Here is a 19132-nt window from a genome sequence, read left to right on the forward strand (position 1 = left end):
CATGCGCAGGCTATCGAACATCTACCGGCTGGGCCTGAAGGAATTCTGGAGCCTGCTGCGCGACCCGTTCCTGCTGGTGCTTATTGTCTATACGTTTACGGCGGCGATCTACGCGGCAGCCACCGCGCAGCCCGATACGCTGCACCTGGCTCCGATCGCCATCGTCGACGAGGACGCCTCGCCGCTGTCCACGCGTATCTCGGCGGCGTTCTTTCCGCCGCAGTTCAAGGCACCGCTGATGATCACGCCGGCGCAGGTGGACCGCGGCCTGGATGCGGGCGACTATACTTTCGCGCTCGACATTCCGCCCAACTTCCAGCGCGACATCCTCGCCGGCAAGCCCGCCCAGATTCAGCTCAACGTCGACGCCACGCGCATGAGCCAGGCTTTCACCGGCAGCGGATACATCCAGCAAATCGTGACCAGCGAGGTCGACGAATTTCTGCAGCATTACCGCGGGACCGCCGCGCTGCCGGTCGACCTGGCGGTGCACATGCGCTTCAACCCGAATCTCGAACATTCGTGGTTCGGCGCCCTCATGGAAGTCATCAACAATATCACCATGCTTTCCATCATTTTGACCGGCGCGGCGCTCATCCGCGAGCGCGAGCACGGCACCATCGAGCACTTGCTGGTCATGCCGGTGACGCCCGTCGAGATCATGCTGGCCAAGATATGGTCGATGGGCGTAGTCGTGTTGGTCGCTGCCGCATTTTCGCTGACGTTCGTCGTGCGCGGCGCGCTGCATGTGCCGATCGAGGGATCCATGGCGTTGTTCCTGCTGGGCGCCGCGCTGCACCTGTTCGCCACCACCTCGATGGGCATTCTGATGGCCACGCTGGCACGCAGCATGCCCCAGTTCGGCATGCTCATGGTGCTGGTGCTGCTGCCTATGGAGATGCTGTCCGGCGGCCTGACGCCCCGCGAGAGCATGCCGGCGATCGTGCGATACGTCATGCTGGCCGCGCCCACCACCCATTTTGTCGAACTGGGACAGGCGATCCTGTATCGCGGCGCGGGTATCGACGTTGTCTGGAAGCCGTTTCTCGCCTTGCTGTTCATCGGATCGGTGTTGTTTGCGATTTCCCTGCGGCGCTTTCGCCGCACCCTGAGCCAAATTGCTTAGCGTCGCCCAAGCGCCCCCCGGGAGACTCCCTTGATTGCCATTGCCGGCCTCTTCGTCGCGATCCTTTTGCTCAACGTCATTCCGGCCTTCGCGCCGCCGACGTGGATGGCAATGTCATGGATCGGCTTTCACCAGCCCGAACGCAACCCGCTGCTGCTGGCCATCGTCGCCGCCGGCGCCGCGACGACCGGACGCCTGCTGCTCGCACGCGGCGCAACGTGGCTCGTGCGGGGCCATCTGATGCGCGACGCCGACCGGCGGAACATCGATGTCGTCAAAGCATGGCTTGAAAAAAGAAAGGCGGTAACAGCCGCCGCACTATTGCTGTACGCGTTCAGTCCGTTTCCATCGAACTACCTGTTCATCGCCTACGGCCTGACCAACCTGCGCCTGTGGCTTATCGCCGTGCCGTTCTTTTTCGGGCGTCTGGCGAGCTATGCGGCCTGGGCGCATTTCGCCCAGTTGGCTCACGCCTACTTTGACACCGAAACACGTCTCGAAGGCAAATACCTGGGCGGTTACTTTATCGTTACCCAGTTGATCTTTCTTGGCTTGGTATTCCTTCTGACCCGCGTCGACTGGGAGCTCGCCATCAACGAGCATCGGCTGCGCCTGCGCAAACCGACAACCCGCGCGAACGGCGCTGATTAAGTCATCCGTCTAACCCTTGGTATTTCGGCGGATATCAATCGCGACGCTACAACACGGCGCCAGCTTCAGAAAATCCTTGCTGGTCCACTACATTTTTCTTGAGGCGCTATTGGTCGTCGTGACCACGGCCCTGGCCATCAGCTCGTCCAGGACGCGCGGGCGATAGCGATTGGGGGCCGTGATCGCGTAAAAGTTTTCCGTGAGTTCGGTGGCAACGCCCACCACCACCAAACGCCCGCTGCGCAACTCGTCCTGCACCACGACCTCCGGCAAAAGAGTAAGCCAGTCACTGTCCCGGGCAACCAGACGCAACATCGCCATATCGTCGACCTCGGCGCGTATGCGCGGCTCCACCGCCGCGCTCGCGCAGAGCGCATCGAACTGTGCCCTGACGGCATGCCGCACGCCGGGCACCGCCATCTCCACGCCATGCAATCCGTCAGGAATATTTAATTGACGACCCTGCCAGATTTCTGCGCGACCGACCACCGACATCGGCTGGCTGCCCAGCCGCTGGCAATGCAGCGGCTGCTCCGGATCGGCCGGTACCGCCTCGTTGGCCAGCACCACGTCGAGTTGATGATGCTGCAGCCGATCCAGCAACCCGCCCAACAGCCCCGACTCCAACGTCAACGTGACGGACGGGTCGGTCAGCAGCGGGCTCAACCAGTTTTCCTGATAGTTGCGGGAGAGCGTTGCCACGCTGCCGACGCGCAAGCGGGTGACGCCTTCGCTACCGCCGCTCAGGCGGCCCAGCATCTCCGCGCCGAGATCGAAAATACTGTCAGCGTAAGTCGCCACTAAGTGACCGGTGTCGGTGAGCTTGAGACGCCGGCCCTCGCGTTCGAACAGTGGCTGTCCAAGGCGCTCCTCCAACTGCCGGATTTGCGCGGACAGCGCCGACTGGGAGACGTGCAGTTGTTTGGCGGTACGGCTGAGGTGGCCTGACCTGGCGACGCACCAAAAGTAGAAAAGGTGATGGAAATTCAAGCGGTCGACGCCGAATTGTTCTGTTTTAATTTCGTTAATGTTCATATATATCTATTTTACAGAACATTTGTCGCGGTGCAATATCCTGCCTACCGACACTTCGTCCACTCGCTCATGAGTTCCTTTGCTGATTTCAAAGCCCTCCTCGCGCTGCTGCCCGGCGGGCTGATGTTTATTCCGGCCATCGTGGCTGTCCTCCAGCCCAGCCTGCCAGCCAAGCGTTTTTGGACGCTTGTCCAACGGCTGTGCATGCTGGCCGCCGCCCTCTCGCTCGTCTCTCTGGGATTGCGCTTCGTGACGCCGGCTCCCGCCGGCGAAGTCGACCTCGCTATCCTGCCCGGCCTGACGGCCGGGCTGGTGGGCGCCTGGTTCGGCGCACTGGTCCAGTGTCTGGGCGCGGTCATCGCCGGATTCTCGTCGCGCTACCTGGACGGAGAGCGCGGCCAGGTGAGCTATGCGGCTGCATTGTCAGCGGTATTGGCAACAGTGCAACTGCTGACCCTGGCCGACAACTGGATCGTGCTAATTGCCGCCTGGGCCGCCACGGGTTTCGCGCTGAACCGCCTGCTCTGCTTTTACGCCGATCGGCCGTTTGCCGTGCTGGCAGCCCATAAGAAATTTTTGGCGGATCGGCTGGCCGATGTGTGCCTGATCGCCGCCGCATGGCTGGCCGACCGGGCCACCGGAAGTTTCTCCATCTCGACACTGCTGCACCATGCTGCAGTCGACGGAGTCAACCCGGACCTGCAACTATGCGCGCTCCTGCTGGCCCTGGCCGTGGCGATTCGCACGGCCATGTTGCCGGTGCACGGCTGGCTGATTCAGGTCATGGAGGCGCCGACCCCCGTGAGCGCCCTGTTGCATGCGGGCGTGGTCAATCTGGGCGGCTTTGTCGTGATTCGCTTCGCACCGCTGTTCGACGCGAGCGCGCCGGCGCATGCGCTGCTGGCGGTGGCAGGACTGGCGAGCGCGGTGCTGGCTGGTTTTGTCTCGCTCACGCGCATCAGCATCAAAGTCCGGCTGGCCTGGTCGACTCTGGCGCAAATGGGCTTCATGTTGCTCGAGTGCGGCGTCGGCCTGTACCACATGGCCGCGCTTCACCTGATCGGACACTCGCTCTACAAAGCCCATGCGTTTCTCAGCTCGGGCGCCGCAGTAAGGCAAGCCCGCCTGAATGCGATGCGACAACCGTGGCAACCGGCGGTCTGGAGCCTGGTTCTGGCCCCCGTGCTGGGTATCGTGGTGAGCATTTCGCTGGCGCCAGTGTTAGCGCTGATCGCCCCGCCGCTGGTCATGCACGACTGGCCGGTCTGGTGGTCCATGATCCTGGCGCTCGCGTGGGCGCCCATGCTTTGGGTCCCGGCTGCCGGCATGACGTATTCGACCGGCGCGCAGCGCATCCTCCTGGGTGGCTTGCTGTTCGCCTGCCTCCTGGTGCTGAGTTTCGCCGGCCACACCATTACGCTGGGCGCGCCGTCGGCCCCGCATGCGCTGCTGGGCCAAATGGCCTGCGCCGGCATGGCGATGCTCTATACCGGCACGGCCGTCATGCAGGTGCCGCGCGGTCGCCAATGGCTCGAACCGTGGCGCCGGAGCAGCTATGCCGGGTTCTATCTCGACGAGGCTTACACCCGGCTGGCACTGCACCTGTGGCCGGCGCAACTGCCCGCGTCGACCAAGAGCCCCAAAAACCAGCTCGGCATCAAACCCGGCTCGGCGCTGCCGAAGTCCCGCGCCGGCTAACCTACTGGACCCTGTCATGAGTGATTCGGACACTATCACCGCAACGCCGTCAAGCGAAACAGCCGCTGACGCTCCGCCGCCGCTGACCGGCGACGCCCTGGACGCCATGCTCGACGAGGCCTGTCAAAAAGCCTGCGGGGCCATTGCTCCAGCGTGGCCGCTCGATCGCTCGATCGCTGTCAATCCGCACTGGGGACGCACGGGCGATACGGTGCAAAAAGTGGCGGCCCGGCTGAGCCTGCTGGCCGGCGCGCGCGTCTACCCGTCGCGTCGATATTTTCTCGAGGCCTGGACCAACGGCACCATTTCCCGCGCGGATCTGAACGCCGCGCGCAATCATATCGCGGCGTCCGGGCGAGTATTGCTCGACGAGCAGCAGTGCATGCTGGCGCTGCAAAGCGAGCAGGCATTCTCGCCGATTCCGCTGCTGATCGACCTGCTCGATGTCGAGGCCCCGCGCAACACGCATCTACCCTGGCGCCAGGCGATCACCTATCAGATCAGCCAGACGTGCGCCGCGTACTTCGATCACGCGCAGGCCGACTGGCAACCCGAGCGCGGTGCGGGCCTGTATGCGTTCTGGCGCGACACGCTGGCGCATGACCCCGGCATTGGAACGCTGATGGGTCTGTCCCAGCTGCATCGCCAACTGGATCGCTTGCCGGCCACACCTGAACTGGCGATCCGCTGGGTCCTGGAAAAACTCGATTTGCCAAGCACCGTCTGGGCCGACTATCTCGAGGCCGTGCTGCTGAACATCAATGGCTGGGCCTCCTGGTGCGCGTACCTCGACTGGCAGGCACGACAAGCCGGCAGGCGCGACGATTCGCTGCGCGAGTTGCTCGCGGTACGCCTGGCCTGGGACGCGATTTTGCTCAATCCCACGCTGATCCCCAGGGTTGGCGCCGGGGTTCGCGCTTTGCGCGAGGTCTGGCGGGAAGCGCCCGCCAGATTGGCCGCCGCGCAATCCGCCTTCGCGCTCGACGAGGTATGGCAATCCGCGCTCGACCTCGCGTATCAGAACCGCCTCGCCAGCCAATTGGGCGAGCGCTGGACGGGCAGCGCCGCCATGGCAGGCAAGCGCGGCGTCGAAGCGCAGGCCGTATTCTGTATCGACGTGCGCAGCGAACCGCTGCGTCGTGCGCTCGAGGCTCACGATCCGCACATACAAACCATCGGATTCGCCGGCTTCTTCGGACTGCCGATTTCCTATACGCCCATCGGCACCGCCGCAAGCAGCCCACGCTTGCCGGGCTTGCTGCCGCCGGCGGTGGAGGCTGGCGATAGCTTGCCGGCACCGGCCGGTGCCGGCGTGCCCAGCCGGGCCGCGGTGCAACGCGCCAGACAGCGTCATTTTTCAATTGCCGAACAATGGCGCGCCGCCAGCCGCTGGCCAGCGGCGGCGTTCTCATATGTCGAGGCCTTTGGATGGACTTATGGCGGCGCGCTGCGCAACTGGCTGAAGATCAAGCCACAGAACCGTGAACGCGATGATCTCGATGGATTGCCAAAACGCTATCGCCATCTATGCCGCCCTTCGCTGGATCAGCTCGATGCAGCCGCGCGCGCGGCGATGGCCGCGCGCATTCTGCGTCTGATGGGACTGGATTGCGATCTCGCCCCGCTGGTCCTGCTGGTCGGCCATGGCAGTCAAAGCGCCAATAACCCCCAGGCCGCGGCGCTCGAATGCGGCGCCTGCGGCGGCCAGAGCGGCGAGGTCAACGCGCGCATTCTCGCGCGCATGCTCAATGACGCCGACGTGCGCGAGCAACTGGCGACTCACGGCATTCGGGTGCCAGCGCAAACCGTGTTTGCCGCCGCGCTGCACAACACGGCCACCGACGAGCTGGAGTGGTTTGATCTGGATTTGCTGCCCGCGACAGGCCAGGCAAACGTCACCAGGCTCCAGGCGACGTTTGCCGCGGCGCTCGACCAGGTGCGCCGCGAGCGCGCGCCGCAATTGCAGATCGACGCGAAGCAGCCGCCGACGCGCCTGCTGCACGCGCTCAAGCGACGCGCCAGCGATGGCGCGCAAACCCGGCCGGAGTGGGGCCTGGCCAACAACGCCGCCTTTATCATCGCGCCGCGCGATCTGACGCGCGACGTGAACCTGGCAGGCCGCAGCTTCCTGCATGACTATGACGCGTCGCGCGATGGCGACGGCAGCAAGCTCGAGCAGTTAATGACCGCGCCGATGCTGGTCACGCACTGGATCAACTGGCAATATCATGCGTCGAGTTGCGAGCCGGTCTATTTCGGCAGCGGCAACAAGCTGCTGCACAACGTGGTGGGCGCTCATATCGGCATCTTCGAAGGCAACGGCGGCGATCTGCGCATCGGCCTGAGCCGGCAATCGCTGCACGACGGCGAGCGCGACATGCACGAACCGCTACGCCTGAGCGTCATCATCGCTGCCCCGCACCAGCGAATCGAAGCCGTGCTGCGAAAGCATGCGCACCTGCGTGCGCTGGTCGATAACGATTGGCTGCATCTGTGCCAGTACGAGAACGGCATCCTTTCTCGCTACCGCCAGGGGCAGTGGCTGGCCAATGATGCGACGGATAAAAATTCGCCCGATCCTGGCCTGCAGCGGCACGCCGCCTGAGCCGGGTTCAATCGCGTGTTGCCAGCAGCTTGTTGATGCGCAACGCAAGCAGCGTGCAGAGCATGCCGGAGAGCAGATAACCGGTCACGGCAACCAGGCCGAACAGCGACGACAGTCCCAGCGCGACCAGCGGCGCGAACGCGGCACCGAACAGCCACGCGAAATCGGTCGTCAGGGCCGCGCCGGTATAGCGAAAGCGCTGCTCGAAGTTCGACGTGACCGAGCCTGCGGCCTGCCCGTACGACAGGCCCAGCAGCGCGAAGCCGACGACAATGAAGACGTCCTGATGGTCCGCGTCGTGGCCCATCAGGAACGGCGCGAACAGGCTGAATACGCCGATCAGCACGGCGAACAGGCCAAGCGTGGTGCGTCTGCCGATGCGATCGGCGATACGCCCGGAGAGCACGGTAAACACCATTGCCACGACCGCGCCGAGCATCTGTACGGTCAGCATGTTGTCCATGTCCTGCGGATTCTGCAGCGACACCCAGGATAGCGGGAATACCGTCACGATATGGAACAGCGCGTAGCTGGCCAGCGAGGCGAACGCCCCGAGAAAAATGTTGTAGCCCTGTGAACGCACCATTTCACGCGTGCTGATCGGCTCCAGCTGATCTTCCTCGAGCATTTCAGTGTATTCGTGCGTCACCACCAGTCGCAGCCGCGCGAACAACGCCACCACGTTCACCGCAAATGCCACGTAAAACGGATAACGCCAGCCCCAACCGAGAAAATCGTCGGTGCCCAGGCTCATATGCAGAAACAGGAACAGTCCGGCAGCGATCAGAAAGCCGATCGGCGCGCCGAGCTGTCCGATCATCGCATACCAGCCGCGGCGGTGCGGCGGTACATTCAGTGCCAGCAACGACGGCAGGCCGTCCCAGGAGCCGCCAAAGCCGATTCCCTGCACCGCGCGGAAAAAGGCCAGCAGATAGATCGACAGGACGCCGATGCTTTCATAGTTCGGCAAAAACGCCATACCCGCTGTCGCCGTACCGAGCGCGAACAGGGCCGCGGTAAGCTTGACGCTGCGCCCCCAGCGTCGCTGCACCGTCATGAAAAATGCGGTGCCGAAAGGCCGGGCGATAAAGGCGAACGAAAAGATGGTGAAGGCGTAGAGCAGCCCGTGCAGGTGGTCGGCGAAGGGGAAGAACACGCGGGGAAAGACCAGCACCGAGGCGATGCCGAACACGAAGAAATCGAAATACTCGGACGCACGGCCCACCACCACGCCGACCGCAATCTCCTCCGGCGCGATACGGGACCGATGCCCTCGGCTGAATGGCTCCGGGGGTACTGGCGAGGCGGCCTGATGATTAGCACCACTTGACATTATCGACTCCTTCGCCGCGAGCGAACCGGATTGACGATGGCTTTTGTGCTTTGACAAGCATCGCAGCATTTGCCATGCGATGCCATAGCGTTAACCCTAGTATCCGGCAGGCAACCGGGAAGTCCATGATGGGAACGGTTCACGGCTACGGTTTCATCGATCGCAGCAATGAGTACGCCAAAGTTGATTCGCGGATTGCTTGTGCTCCCAGCCGCTCTGTTGCTGTCCGGCTGCGGTACCGTGCTGATGTCCCCGTCCGGCGATCTGGCGATGCGTCAGCGTGACATCATCATCGTCTCTACCTGTCTGATGCTGGTGATCATCGTGCCGGTGATCTTCCTTACGCTACTGTTTGCCTGGCGCTATCGCGCCTCCAACACCCAAGCGCAATACTCGCCCGAGTGGGACCATTCGACGCTGCTCGAACTGCTGATCTGGTCGGTGCCGCTGCTCATCATCATCGCGCTGGGAGCGTTGACCTGGGTCAGCACGCACAAGCTCGATCCGTATCGCCCGCTCGACAGAATCGCGGCTCACCAGGCGTTGCCCGCCGACGTCGCGCCGCTCACGGTGCAGGTCGTCGCGCTCGATTGGAAATGGCTTTTCTTCTACCCCGAGCAAGGGATCGCGACCGTCAATGAAATGGCTGCGCCGATCGACCGGCCAATCCATTTCGAGATTACCTCCTCGACGATGATGAACTCGTTTTTCATTCCCGCGCTGGCCGGCCAGATCTATGCCATGCCCGGCATGCAAACGCAGCTCAACGCGGTGATCAACAAGCCTGGCGTCTACGAGGGATTCTCGGCGAATTTCAGCGGCGCGGGCTTCTCGGGGATGCGCTTCAAATTCCGCGGCATGAGCGATACCGACTTCCGCGCCTGGGTCGCGCACGCCAGGACCAGCAGCGACGCGCTCACGCGAGGCGCCTACGAAGCGCTGGCCAAGCCCAGCGAGTGGGTGCCAGTGCATTACTACGGCCGCTTCGCACCAGGACTGTATGACGCCATTCTGAATCGCTGCGTCGAGCCGGGACAAATCTGCATCAAGGACATGCCACGCGAGAATCGCAAGGCCGCACGCGCCCATACGGGCAGCGCGCTCACCGATGCCTCGTGTACGGCGGCCAACAGCCGCACTTTGCGCATTGCCATGCAGAACGCACCCGGCCCGCAACGGCAATGAACAGACGCATGCCGAGTCATCCGAACTTGATCAGGGCGCGCCTCGCGCGCGGATAACGCCATGCCCGAGCATCTCGATCTCGCCAGACTTATCTTCGGACGCCTGAGTCTGCAGGCGATCCCGTATGACCAGCCGATTCTGGTGGTGACCTTCATCGTGGTCGCCATCGGCGCTGTGGCGGTGCTCGGCGCCGTCACGTACTACAGGCTGTGGGGCTATCTATGGCGCGAGTGGTTCACCACCATCGATCACAAGCGCATCGGCATCATGTACATCATCCTGGGCACGATCATGCTGCTGCGCGGCTTTGCCGACGCGGTGATGATGCGCATTCAGCAGGCGGTTTCGTTCGGTCATTCGATGGGGTATCTGCCGCCGCACCATTACGACCAGATTTTCACCGCGCACGGCGTCATCATGATTTTCTTCATGGCGATGCCGCTGATCACGGGATTGATGAATTACGTGGTGCCGCTACAGATCGGCGCGCGCGACGTAGCCTTTCCGTTCCTGAACAATTTCAGTTTCTGGATGACCGCCGGCGGCGCGGTGCTGGTCATGCTGTCGCTGTTCGTCGGGGAATTCGCCAGAACCGGCTGGCTGGCGTATCCACCGCTATCGGAACTGCTGCAAAGCCCGGACGTCGGCGTCGACTATTACATCTGGTCGCTGCAGGTCGCGGGGATCGGCACGCTGCTCTCGGGCATCAATCTTGCCGTCACCATCATCAAGATGCGCGCGCCCGGCATGACGATGATGCGCATGCCGGTGTTCACCTGGACCGCGCTGTGCACCAATGTCCTGATCATCGCCGCGTTCCCGGTGCTGACCGCCGTGCTCGCCCTGCTCGCGCTGGATCGTTATGCCGGCACCAACTTCTTCACGAATGACCTCGGCGGTAACGCCATGATGTACGTGAACCTGATCTGGATCTGGGGCCACCCAGAGGTCTACATCCTGGTGCTGCCGGCGTTTGGCGTGTATTCCGAAGTGATTTCCACGTTTTGCGGCAAGCGCCTGTTCGGCTACGCGTCGATGGTGTACGCGACGGTAGTTATCACCGTGCTGTCATACCTCGTGTGGTTGCATCACTTCTTCACGATGGGCTCGGGCGCCAGTGTCAATTCGTTCTTCGGCATCACGACGATGATCATCTCGATACCGACCGGCGCGAAGATCTTCAACTGGCTGTTCACGATGTATCGCGGCAGGGCCCGTTTCGAGGTACCGATGCTGTGGACGGTGGGCTTCATGGTGACCTTCGTGATCGGCGGCATGACCGGCGTGCTGATGGCGGTGCCGCCCGCCGACTTCGCGCTGCACAACAGCCTGTTCCTGGTGGCGCACTTCCACAACGTGATCATCGGCGGCGTGTTCTTCGGCATGATGGCCGGCATCAACTATTGGTTTCCCAAGGCGTTCGGTTACCGGCTCGACCCGTTCTGGGGCAGATGCTCGTTCTGGCTGTGGCTGGTCGGCTTCTACGTCGCATTCATGCCGCTGTACGTGCTCGGGCTGATGGGAGTGACGAGGCGCATGAGCCATTTCGACGATCCGTCGCTGCAAATCTGGTTCGAGATCGCCGCCATTGGTGCGCTGCTTATCGCGCTGGGCATTGCGTGCTTCCTGATCCAGCTCTATGTCAGCTACCGCCGCCGCGACAGCCTGCGCGACCTCACTGGCGACCCTTGGAACGGCCGCACGCTCGAGTGGTCAACCTCGTCACCACCGCCCGCCTATAACTTTGCCTTCACGCCACTGGTGCACGACAACGACGCGTGGTGGCAGATGAAAGAACACGGCTTCGAGCGCCCCGTGTCGGGCTTCCTGCCGATTCACATGCCCAAAAACACTGGTGCAGGCTTTATCCTCGCGGCACTCTCCACTATGTGCGGCTTCTTCCTCATCTGGCACATGTGGTTGCCGCTCATCGTCGCGTTCGTTGCGCTGCTGGCAGTCGCCATCGGCCATACCTTCAACTATCGCCGCGATTTCAACATCCCGGCCGAGCAGGTCGACCGCACGGAGGCAGAGCGCACGCGCCTGCTCGCCCAACATGTCTGACACAACCGCCCCGAACCCACCCCCGCTGACCGGCACCGGCCCCTTCTCGGGCAATGGCCGCCCGGACGGCCCGCCCGCCGGCCAACTGCAATTCCTGGTGCGCACCGCCCATCACTCGCCCAACGGCACCCTGCTCGGCTTCTGGCTGTACCTGATGAGCGACTGCCTGGTGTTCGCCTGCCTGTTCGCCGCCTACGGCGTGCTGGGTCGGCGCTACGCCGACGGGCCGACCGGCGCCGAAGTGTTCGAGCTGCCGCTGGTGGCACTCAACACCTCCTTGCTGCTGCTCTCCTCGATTACCTATGGCTTTGCCATGCTCGAAATGCAAAAGCGCCGCCCGCGCGCACTGCTCGGCTGGCTCGCGGTGACCGGCCTGTTGGGCGCGGCGTTCATCGGCGTGGAGCTGCACGAATTCGCCGGGCTGATTCACGACGGCGCCGGCCCTTGGCGCAGCGCGTTCCTCTCGTCATTCTTCGCGCTGGTGGGCACCCACGGGCTGCACGTGACGTGCGGCATCATCTGGATCATCACCATGATGACGCAGGTCGGCAAATACGGACTGAATGCAGCCAACCGGCGGCGCCTGGTGTGCCTGTCGATGTTTTGGCACTTTCTGGACGTGGTGTGGATCGGCGTGTTCACCTTTGTTTACCTGATGGGAGTGTTGCCATGAGCGCCCACGACACCGCGCTGGCCGATGGCGGCGCGCACGATCACGATGACGACGAGGAACTGCCGCACAGCACCTTCAGCGGCTACATGACCGGCTTTGTGCTGGCGGTCGCGCTCACCGCGCTGCCCTTCTGGATCGTGATGGGCTCGGTGTTCCATCGCTCGGGTGTGACCGCCGCGGCGATCCTGCTGATCGGCGCGGTGCAAATCGTCGTGCACATGATCTATTTCCTCCATATGGACGGCAAGGTACAGGGAGGTTGGAGCCTGCTGGCGCTGATCTTCACCATCGTGCTGGTGGCGATCGCGCTGTCCGGCTCGATCTGGGTGATGTACCACCTGAACGAAAACATGATGCCGGGTATGATGCAGACTATGCACAACCCTCCCTGAACGGCATATCTTGAGCAGCAATACCCCCTCCGAAGCACGGGGCGCGCGCATGCGCCCCTCGATCCCGCGCCTTGGCGTCATCCTGGTCCTTACGATCCTTCTCGTTTATGGCTTCGTGCGCCTCGGCACCTGGCAGGTCCACCGGCGTGCCTGGAAGCTCGATCTGATCCACCGCGTCGATACGCGCGTACACGCCACGCCGGTACCGGCGCCCGGGCCGGCGCAATGGCCGGAAGTCAGCGCCGCGCGCGACGAGTACCTGCATGTGACGGCAACCGGCACCTACCTGTACGACAAGGACACTCAAGTGCAGGCCGTCAGCGATCTGGGCAGCGGATTCTGGGTGCTTACACCGCTGCGCCAGAGCGACGGTGCACTGGTGCTGGTCAATCGCGGCTTCGTGCCGCCCGAATGGAAAGAGACACCCGCGACCGAGACGCCGGGGCCGGTCACGGTCACCGGTCTGGTACGCATGCCCGAGCCGGGCGGTGGCTTCCTGCACAAGAACGATCCGGCGCACAACCTGTGGTACTCGCGCGATGTGCAATCCATTGCCGCCGCGCGCGGCCTCGGCCCGGTGGCGCCCTATTTCATCGATGCCGACGGTCCGGGCGCCCCCCGCGCCGGCGCCACGCCCTCGCACTACCCGGTGGGCGGCCTGACGGTCATCAGCTTCCCCAACAATCACCTGATGTACTCGATCACCTGGTACGCGCTGGCGCTGATGTCGGCCGCGGCCGGCATCTTCGTGATACGTCTGGAATTGCGCGGGCGGCAAGCGAAATAAAGCCTCCTCCCGAGGACGCGGTAGAATCACCGTCATCGTCTCCCGCGGCACGACACTCTCCCCGATGAGCTTTTACCCCGAAGTGCTTCGCAACCGGCCGTACATGACGATCGGACTCGTCATCGGAATCGCGGCCGGCCTGCTGGTGCCAAACACCGTGCAGCCTACCGCGCGCGTGCTGATCGGCTGGGACGTCGCGGTTTGGGCGTACCTTGTCATGATCTGGGTCCACATGGCCTTTGCCAGCGAGCAAGCCGTTCGGGCCCACGCACAGCGAGAAGACGAGAATGCCGTCACCGTGCTGACGGTAATCTGCATAGCGACCGTTGCCAGCATCTTCGCGATCGTCTTCGAGCTTGGATCGACCAAAGACGTGGGTCTTGAAATCAAGGTGCTGCACTCGCTGCTGACCGGCCTGACCCTTTTCGGCGCCTGGTTTCTCATCCCGACCATCTTCACGCTGCACTACGCGCGCATCTACTACGGCTCGGCCTCGCAAGAGCCCGAACTCGGTTTTCCCGACCGCGCGCTCCAGCCGGATTACTGGGATTTCCTGTACTTCTCGTTCACGATCGCGGTGGCCTCGCAAACCGCCGACATCAGCCTGCGCGGACGCAGCGCGCGGCGAAGCGTGCTGGCGCAATCCGTCCTGTCCTTTTATTTCAACGTCGCGGTGCTGGGTTTGTGCGTGAATATCGCCGCCGGAATGCTGGGCAACTGAAAGGGGGCCGGCTCCGAATTTCGACGTCACGACACGCCACGCGCTCGCGACTTCGCTCCCGGGCCTTTGGTCGTCGCGGGCACCGGCGGATCGGCCCCCGTTCGGGGATGCCTGCCATGCCCATATCCGTCGCCCCCCCCGCACGGCCGAAAATGCTGCCCTGCGATCCCCCCTCGCCACGGTGCGGTTAACGGGTAAATACGCATTTTCGTCGTTTTGCTCATGCCACATACTAATTGCAGTATTTTTGAGCAGCGAGTTTTTCTCCATCGCCCCCCGGGTATAACGCAGTCGCTTTATGCTGGTAAAAATCGATCGCTTCCAAGATATCCACCTCCATGCATCGTCCGTTCGAGAGTGGAAGCAAATCTATAATCAGATAACGCCGGGAACGCTGCAAAGCTCCCTGGTGCAGGCGGTCGCCGGCCACCTCCATATCTTCCGGGAGCAAATCAATCAGCGAGTGGTCCAGCATGGCGAAGCGCCGCGCGGGTGCAAGGCCGGGAAGTAGACGACAAATGCATTTTCGTCCTGCGCGGCGGTCAGGAGTTTATGTTCCACATGCCGATGAGCATGGACATACTCGCCGTCACGTTTGACGTCGAGTATTTCGAGCGAGTCCTATCCGACTCGGGGCGTTCGGACACATTGCGCGCGTTGTTGAAGCAACCGGTGGTAAAGGTCTCGCCTCATCGCCTTGCCGAGAGCAAAGCGCGGTTATTGAGACTGTTTTATGGCTCGCTCATTAGCCCGGCAGCCGACGCCAGCGGCGGTCATTCAGAAGCGTGTATCGAGGGCGCCATGCTCGAAACCATGCTGAATCTGATTGCCGATCCCGAATGCGACAAGAATCAGTACAACGGCAGTTCGCCTTGCAGTTTTATCGTCGAGAAAATTCATCGCATGCTGTTGCTCGATAGCGGCAGCCCGCCCAGCGTGCAGGAGTTTTGCGACCGCCTGCGAGTAAGCCGCACCACGGTGCAAAAAAGCTTCCAGAACGTGACGCAGTCAACGCCAATCAACTACATACGATGCATCCGCCTCAATGGCGTTCGACGAGAGCTCATGTCGACAAGCGGGTCGGAGTTGTCGGTCGGCGACGCTGCGGCAAAGTGGGGCTTTTTTCACCTCAGTCACTTCGCCGCCGACTACCGGGATCTGTTCGACGAACTGCCGTCCCAGACCGCCCGCAAAAATGAGTTGCTCGTGACCGAGTGACGCGGATCGCCGTTGATCGGGCGTTTTTAAAGGCCCGGTAGCTCTGCGCAGTGCGATTCCTGCGTCATGACCGCGCGTCGCGGGCCAGTTCCCAAACATCGACGTGCGAGGAGCCTCCGTGTGACGGTGGCCCCTCGCACGGGGGCCCGGCGTGGCTCACCGCCCCCGTCGATGCTTCATTCCCCGCTGCCCCAAAACCATCACTGCTGAATCGGCCGGCCCAGCGCGTAGTAGAGACTCGGCGCCATGCGCTTCAATCGAAGCGCGGCGCAAAATCCCGCGACTCCGACTGCCAGAAGCATATACGGAAACATAACGACGATTTTTGAATCGGAACCGCTCAGCACCGCCAGATTGCGAATCACCAGCACCAGGCACGCCGCCAGCGCAACGATGCTGATCAACGGGGCAACCAGTCGCGGGCCAATACCCAGGCCATGCGAATCTCTCCAGAAAAAGGCGATGACCGACATCGCCACGAGGATTTGCACGGCAATGATTCCGACCGTGGCCAGCGCACTCATCCAGGAAAACACAATGGCGAACGGATCGAGGTGAAACACGGCGAATACGGCAATCGAAACGGTGGCAATGACGGTCTGCAGCTTGCCGGCCACGTGAGGACTGTGGAACTTGGGGTGCGTGCGGCTCAACCCGCGCCAGAGCACGCCCTCGCGACCCATCGCGTAAAAGTATCGCGTAATCGTGTTGTGAAAGGACAGAATTGCCGCGAACAGACTCGTAACGAGCAATACGTTCATCGTATCGGTCGCCACCGGCCCCAGCAATCGATCGCTTATGGCGAACCACAAATTGGCAGGGTCATGGGTCGCCTGCAGGGCGATGTTCCCCTCGCCCCAAGCTTCCACGATGGCCCATGCGGAAAACGCGTAAAAGACCATGATGAGAATGACGGCGAGATAGGTCGCGCGTGGAATGGTCCGGGTGGAATCACGCGCCTCTTCCGAGAAAATCGCGGTAGCCTCGAAGCCCATGTATGAGCCCAGCACGAACACCAGCGCCGTGCCGATACCGCGGCTGAAGACGGTCGTGGGCATAAACGGCGCCGCACCAAGACCGGCAGGGCCGCCACCGTGCAACACAATGGCAATGTCGAGCAGCAGCACGATCGCCACCTCGCAGAGCATCAGCATGCCCAATAGCTTGCCGCTGAATTCGATGTGCCGCGCGCCGCAGAAATGAACCACGGCAATGCAGCCGAGCACGAATACCCACCAGGGAATGTTCATGCCGTAATGCAGTTGAATGGCGTTGTTCAGAAAAAAACCGAGCCACGCGGCCGCCCGAAGCGGTGAACCGCAGCGCTGGAGAAGATCCGCTGGAGAAGATCATTTGGCCGCCTGGCTGTGAAACGCCGAACCCATTGCCAACGGCGCGCCGAAGGGCAAATCGGGAACGATCCGGCAAAATTCCGACAGCAAAAGAAAAACGGCTTAGAGATATATATCTCTAAGCCGTTGATCTCGAAGCGAATTAGGTGGCGCGGCTGGCAGGATTCGAACCCACGACCCCTTGGTTCGTAGCCAAGTACTCTATCCAACTGAGCTACAGCCGCGTCGTAGGAGCGAAATTATGCCCCGATTCCGTCTTTTCATGCAAGTACTTTTTGAATCTCATGGTCCAAACCGGCGGCGAAGGCCGGCCTGCCAAGCGAACGGCGAGCTCGTCGCTGCCGCCGGGGGGAACTCGAGTTAGAACGTTTACTCCATGCAAATCCGCCGCTTGGCGGCCTTTGGCGAGTGTGCAGCGCGTGTGGCGCAAGGTATCCTAGCGGGATTCCCAAGCGGCGCCACGCCGGCAGGCATAGCTGGCGGCATCGCTGACGATAATCCATATGGACGTAGAGGAGGAGTCTATGGAAAAGGTTTGGTTGAAGAGTTATCCGCCCGGGGTGCCCGCGGAAATCGACATGGACGAGTTTTCGTCGCTGGTCGACGTGTTCCACCAAAGCTGCGCCAAATTCCCGCAACGGCCAGCCTTTTGCAATCTCGGCACGACCCTCACTTATGCGCAACTGGACGCCCAAAGCCGCGCCTTCGCCGCATATCTGCAGTCGTTGCCCGGCCTGGCCAAGGGCGCGCGGGTGGCGATAATGATGCCGAATTTGCTGCAATATCCAGTCGCGCTGTTCGGGGTATTGCGCGCCGGCATGGTGGTGGTCAACGTGAATCCGCTCTATACGGCCCCGGAACTCGAGCATCAGCTGCAGGACGCTGGCGCCGAGGTGATCGTGGTGGTCGAGAATTTTGCCGCCACCTTGCAGCAGGTCGTGGCGCGCACGCCGGTCAAGCACGTGATCACGACGCAGATCGGCGACATGGTGAGCGCGCCCAAACGCTGGATCGTCAATTTCGTCGTCAAACGGGTCAAGAAAATGGTGCCCGCCTGGCATATCGGCCATGCGGTGCCATTCAACACGGCACTGGCCAAAGGCGCGCATCTCGCGCTTAACGAACCGGCCCTCACGCACGACGACATTGCCTTCATTCAATATACCGGCGGCACGACCGGTGTGGCCAAGGGCGCCGTGCTGAGCCACGGCAACATGATCGCCAACCTGCAACAGGCGCATGCCTGGGTCGGCAATGGGCTCGAGCTCGGCAAGGAAGCCATCGTCACGGCACTGCCGCTCTATCACATCTTCTGCCTGACGGCGAACTGCCTGGTGTTCATGAAGCTGGGCGGCCTGAACCTGCTGATCACCAACCCACGCGACATGCGCGGCTTCGTTGCCGAACTCAAGCACTGGCATTTCACCGCGATGACGGGCGTCAACACGCTTTTCAACGGCTTGCTGCATACCCCCGGGTTCGAGGCGCTCGACTTCAGTGCGATGAAGTTTGCATTGGGCGGTGGCGCGGCCGTGCAGCGCGCGGTGGCCGACCGCTGGCAACAAGTGACCGGTCATCCGCTGATCGAAGCCTATGGCCTGACCGAGGCATCGCCGGCGGTCTGCATCAACCCGGTCGGCAGCCAGTACAACGGCACCATCGGACTGCCGATTCCCTCGACCGAGATCAGCATCCGCAACGACGCCAACCAGGAACTCGGGATCGGCCAGGAGGGCGAGCTGTGCGTGCGCGGGCCGCAAGTCATGAAAAGCTACTGGCACCGTCCAGACGAGACCGCCCAGGTGCTCAGCGCCGACGGCTGGTTGCGCACGGGTGACATCGCGGTGGTCGACGAACAGGGCTATGTGCGCATCACCGACCGCAAGAAGGACATGATCATCGTGTCGGGCTTCAACGTCTACCCGAACGAGGTCGAGGGCGTGGTGGCGGCGTGCCCAGGCGTGCTGGAGTGCGCGGTGGTGGGCGTGCCCGACGAGCGCAGCGGCGAGGCGGTCAAGGTCGTGGTGGTCAAGAAATCGCCCGAGCTGACCGAGCAGGCCGTGATCGATTATTGCCGCGCGAATCTCACCGGGTACAAGATTCCCCGGATCGTCGAGTTCCGCACCGAGCTGCCCAAGACGCCCGTGGGTAAAGTGCTGCGCCGCGAACTGCGCTAGTGTTCTGTCCCAGAAATAATTTTACATAGTCGAGCTACTTTTTTGAGAATGGAATCGGCGGTCGCGGCCCATACGAACGGCCGCTTGTGCCGGTTGTACTGCTCGGTAAAGCGCT

15 protein-coding genes, 1 tRNA gene and 2 pseudogenes are annotated in these 19132 nt (G+C 62.4%); 12 read left to right on the forward strand and 6 right to left on the reverse strand.

From position 1 onward, the window contains the following. Position 1 precedes the first annotated feature (1 nt). Together EPN80_RS06945 and EPN80_RS06950 are read left to right on the forward strand one after the other, a co-directional pair. Positions 2–1126 carry an ABC transporter permease gene (locus EPN80_RS06945; RefSeq protein WP_293025138.1) on the forward strand — a complete coding sequence of 375 codons (1125 nt, stop codon included), beginning with the start codon at positions 2–4 and terminating at the stop codon, positions 1124–1126. Between the two features lie 30 nt (positions 1127–1156). Beyond that, positions 1157–1777, forward strand: coding sequence for a hypothetical protein (locus EPN80_RS06950; protein ID WP_293025140.1), 621 nt, complete (start codon positions 1157–1159; stop codon positions 1775–1777). Positions 1778–1864: 87 nt separating this feature from the next. Here EPN80_RS06950 and EPN80_RS06955 read toward each other — a convergent pair whose 3' ends face one another. Next, the gene (locus tag EPN80_RS06955) at positions 1865–2812 is read right to left on the reverse strand and encodes a LysR family transcriptional regulator (RefSeq protein WP_293025142.1); all 948 of its coding nucleotides are present in this window, start codon (positions 2810–2812) and stop codon (positions 1865–1867) included. 69 nt (positions 2813–2881) lie between these two features. On the opposite strand from EPN80_RS06955, the gene EPN80_RS06960 reads away from it, so the two are divergent. Together EPN80_RS06960 and EPN80_RS06965 are read left to right on the forward strand one after the other, a co-directional pair. Beyond that, a complete protein-coding gene (locus EPN80_RS06960) occupies positions 2882–4510 on the forward strand; it encodes an NADH-quinone oxidoreductase subunit L (protein WP_293025144.1) in 1629 nt (542 codons plus the stop codon). Positions 4511–4616: 106 nt separating this feature from the next. Further along, positions 4617–7115, forward strand: a complete 2499-nt coding sequence (locus EPN80_RS06965) for a YbcC family protein (protein ID WP_293025166.1) — start codon at positions 4617–4619, stop codon at positions 7113–7115. A gap of 7 nt (positions 7116–7122) precedes the next feature. Here EPN80_RS06965 and EPN80_RS06970 read toward each other — a convergent pair whose 3' ends face one another. After that, complete coding sequence (locus tag EPN80_RS06970) at positions 7123–8448, reverse strand: MFS transporter (protein ID WP_293025146.1); 1326 nt, start codon at positions 8446–8448, stop codon at positions 7123–7125. Positions 8449–8616: 168 nt separating this feature from the next. Here EPN80_RS06970 and cyoA point away from each other — a divergent pair, with 168 nt between their 5' ends. The 6 genes from cyoA (at position 8617) to EPN80_RS07000 (ending at position 14270) form a co-directional block, all read left to right on the forward strand. After that, positions 8617–9633, forward strand: coding sequence for a ubiquinol oxidase subunit II (cyoA, locus tag EPN80_RS06975; protein ID WP_293025148.1), 1017 nt, complete (start codon positions 8617–8619; stop codon positions 9631–9633). Positions 9634–9693: 60 nt separating this feature from the next. Then, positions 9694–11697, forward strand: coding sequence for a cytochrome o ubiquinol oxidase subunit I (cyoB, locus tag EPN80_RS06980; RefSeq protein WP_293025150.1), 2004 nt, complete (start codon positions 9694–9696; stop codon positions 11695–11697). Continuing rightward, positions 11690–12370: a cytochrome o ubiquinol oxidase subunit III gene (cyoC, locus tag EPN80_RS06985; protein ID WP_293025152.1), complete on the forward strand. Its 681-nt coding sequence runs from the start codon at positions 11690–11692 to the stop codon at positions 12368–12370. The genes cyoB and cyoC overlap by 8 nt, the downstream gene beginning before the upstream one ends. Next, on the forward strand, positions 12367–12762 hold the full coding sequence (cyoD, locus tag EPN80_RS06990; protein ID WP_293025154.1) for a cytochrome o ubiquinol oxidase subunit IV: 396 nt from the start codon (positions 12367–12369) through the stop codon (positions 12760–12762). The genes cyoC and cyoD overlap by 4 nt, the downstream gene beginning before the upstream one ends. A 10-nt stretch (positions 12763–12772) precedes the next feature. Further along, positions 12773–13549: an SURF1 family protein gene (locus tag EPN80_RS06995; RefSeq protein ID WP_293025156.1), complete on the forward strand. Its 777-nt coding sequence runs from the start codon at positions 12773–12775 to the stop codon at positions 13547–13549. Between the two features lie 64 nt (positions 13550–13613). After that, positions 13614–14270, forward strand: a complete 657-nt coding sequence (locus EPN80_RS07000; protein WP_293025158.1) for a DUF1345 domain-containing protein — start codon at positions 13614–13616, stop codon at positions 14268–14270. 232 nt (positions 14271–14502) lie between these two features. On the opposite strand, the gene EPN80_RS07005 is transcribed toward EPN80_RS07000, so the two are convergent. Then, a complete protein-coding gene (locus tag EPN80_RS07005; RefSeq protein ID WP_293025168.1) occupies positions 14503–14745 on the reverse strand; it encodes a hypothetical protein in 243 nt (80 codons plus the stop codon). An 86-nt stretch (positions 14746–14831) separates the two neighbouring features. On the opposite strand from EPN80_RS07005, the gene EPN80_RS07010 reads away from it, so the two are divergent. Beyond that, the gene (locus EPN80_RS07010; protein ID WP_366468346.1) at positions 14832–15488 is read left to right on the forward strand and encodes a helix-turn-helix domain-containing protein; all 657 of its coding nucleotides are present in this window, start codon (positions 14832–14834) and stop codon (positions 15486–15488) included. Between the two features lie 200 nt (positions 15489–15688). Here the strand turns inward: EPN80_RS07010 and EPN80_RS07015 are convergent. Together EPN80_RS07015 and EPN80_RS07020 are read right to left on the reverse strand one after the other, a co-directional pair. Beyond that, positions 15689–16777, reverse strand: a pseudogene (locus EPN80_RS07015) (APC family permease); the annotation flags it as partial. A 210-nt stretch (positions 16778–16987) separates the two neighbouring features. Continuing rightward, positions 16988–17064: transfer RNA gene (locus EPN80_RS07020), tRNA-Arg, on the reverse strand. Between the two features lie 300 nt (positions 17065–17364). Between EPN80_RS07020 and EPN80_RS07025 the strand changes: the two genes are divergently transcribed. Then, complete coding sequence (locus tag EPN80_RS07025; RefSeq protein ID WP_293025160.1) at positions 17365–19017, forward strand: AMP-binding protein; 1653 nt, start codon at positions 17365–17367, stop codon at positions 19015–19017. Here EPN80_RS07025 and EPN80_RS07030 read toward each other — a convergent pair. Next, positions 19014–19132: pseudogene (locus tag EPN80_RS07030) on the reverse strand (IS630 family transposase); the annotation flags it as partial. The gene EPN80_RS07025 and the pseudogene EPN80_RS07030 sit on opposite strands and share 4 nt — an antisense overlap.

This window comes from Pandoraea sp., assembly GCF_004297875.1.
Classification (GTDB): domain Bacteria; phylum Pseudomonadota; class Gammaproteobacteria; order Burkholderiales; family Burkholderiaceae; genus Pandoraea.

Bases quoted from the DNA above. Each gene is read 5' to 3' on its own strand.
- EPN80_RS06960 (WP_293025144.1), top strand. From the start codon at position 2,882: ATGAGTTCCTTTGCTGATTTCAAAGCCCTCCTCGCGCTGCTGCCCGGC.
- cyoB (WP_293025150.1), top strand. From the start codon at position 9,694: ATGCCCGAGCATCTCGATCTCGCCAGACTTATCTTCGGACGCCTGAGT.
- EPN80_RS07005 (WP_293025168.1), bottom strand. From the start codon at position 14,745: ATGCTGGACCACTCGCTGATTGATTTGCTCCCGGAAGATATGGAGGTG.
- cyoA (WP_293025148.1), top strand. From the start codon at position 8,617: ATGAGTACGCCAAAGTTGATTCGCGGATTGCTTGTGCTCCCAGCCGCT.
- EPN80_RS06965 (WP_293025166.1), top strand. From the start codon at position 4,617: ATGCTCGACGAGGCCTGTCAAAAAGCCTGCGGGGCCATTGCTCCAGCG.
- EPN80_RS07025 (WP_293025160.1), top strand. From the start codon at position 17,365: ATGGAAAAGGTTTGGTTGAAGAGTTATCCGCCCGGGGTGCCCGCGGAA.
- EPN80_RS07010 (WP_366468346.1), top strand. From the start codon at position 14,832: ATGCCGATGAGCATGGACATACTCGCCGTCACGTTTGACGTCGAGTAT.
- EPN80_RS07000 (WP_293025158.1), top strand. From the start codon at position 13,614: ATGAGCTTTTACCCCGAAGTGCTTCGCAACCGGCCGTACATGACGATC.
- cyoD (WP_293025154.1), top strand. From the start codon at position 12,367: ATGAGCGCCCACGACACCGCGCTGGCCGATGGCGGCGCGCACGATCAC.
- EPN80_RS06955 (WP_293025142.1), bottom strand. From the start codon at position 2,812: ATGAACATTAACGAAATTAAAACAGAACAATTCGGCGTCGACCGCTTG.
- cyoC (WP_293025152.1), top strand. From the start codon at position 11,690: ATGTCTGACACAACCGCCCCGAACCCACCCCCGCTGACCGGCACCGGC.
- EPN80_RS06970 (WP_293025146.1), bottom strand. From the start codon at position 8,448: ATGTCAAGTGGTGCTAATCATCAGGCCGCCTCGCCAGTACCCCCGGAG.
- EPN80_RS06945 (WP_293025138.1), top strand. From the start codon at position 2: ATGCGCAGGCTATCGAACATCTACCGGCTGGGCCTGAAGGAATTCTGG.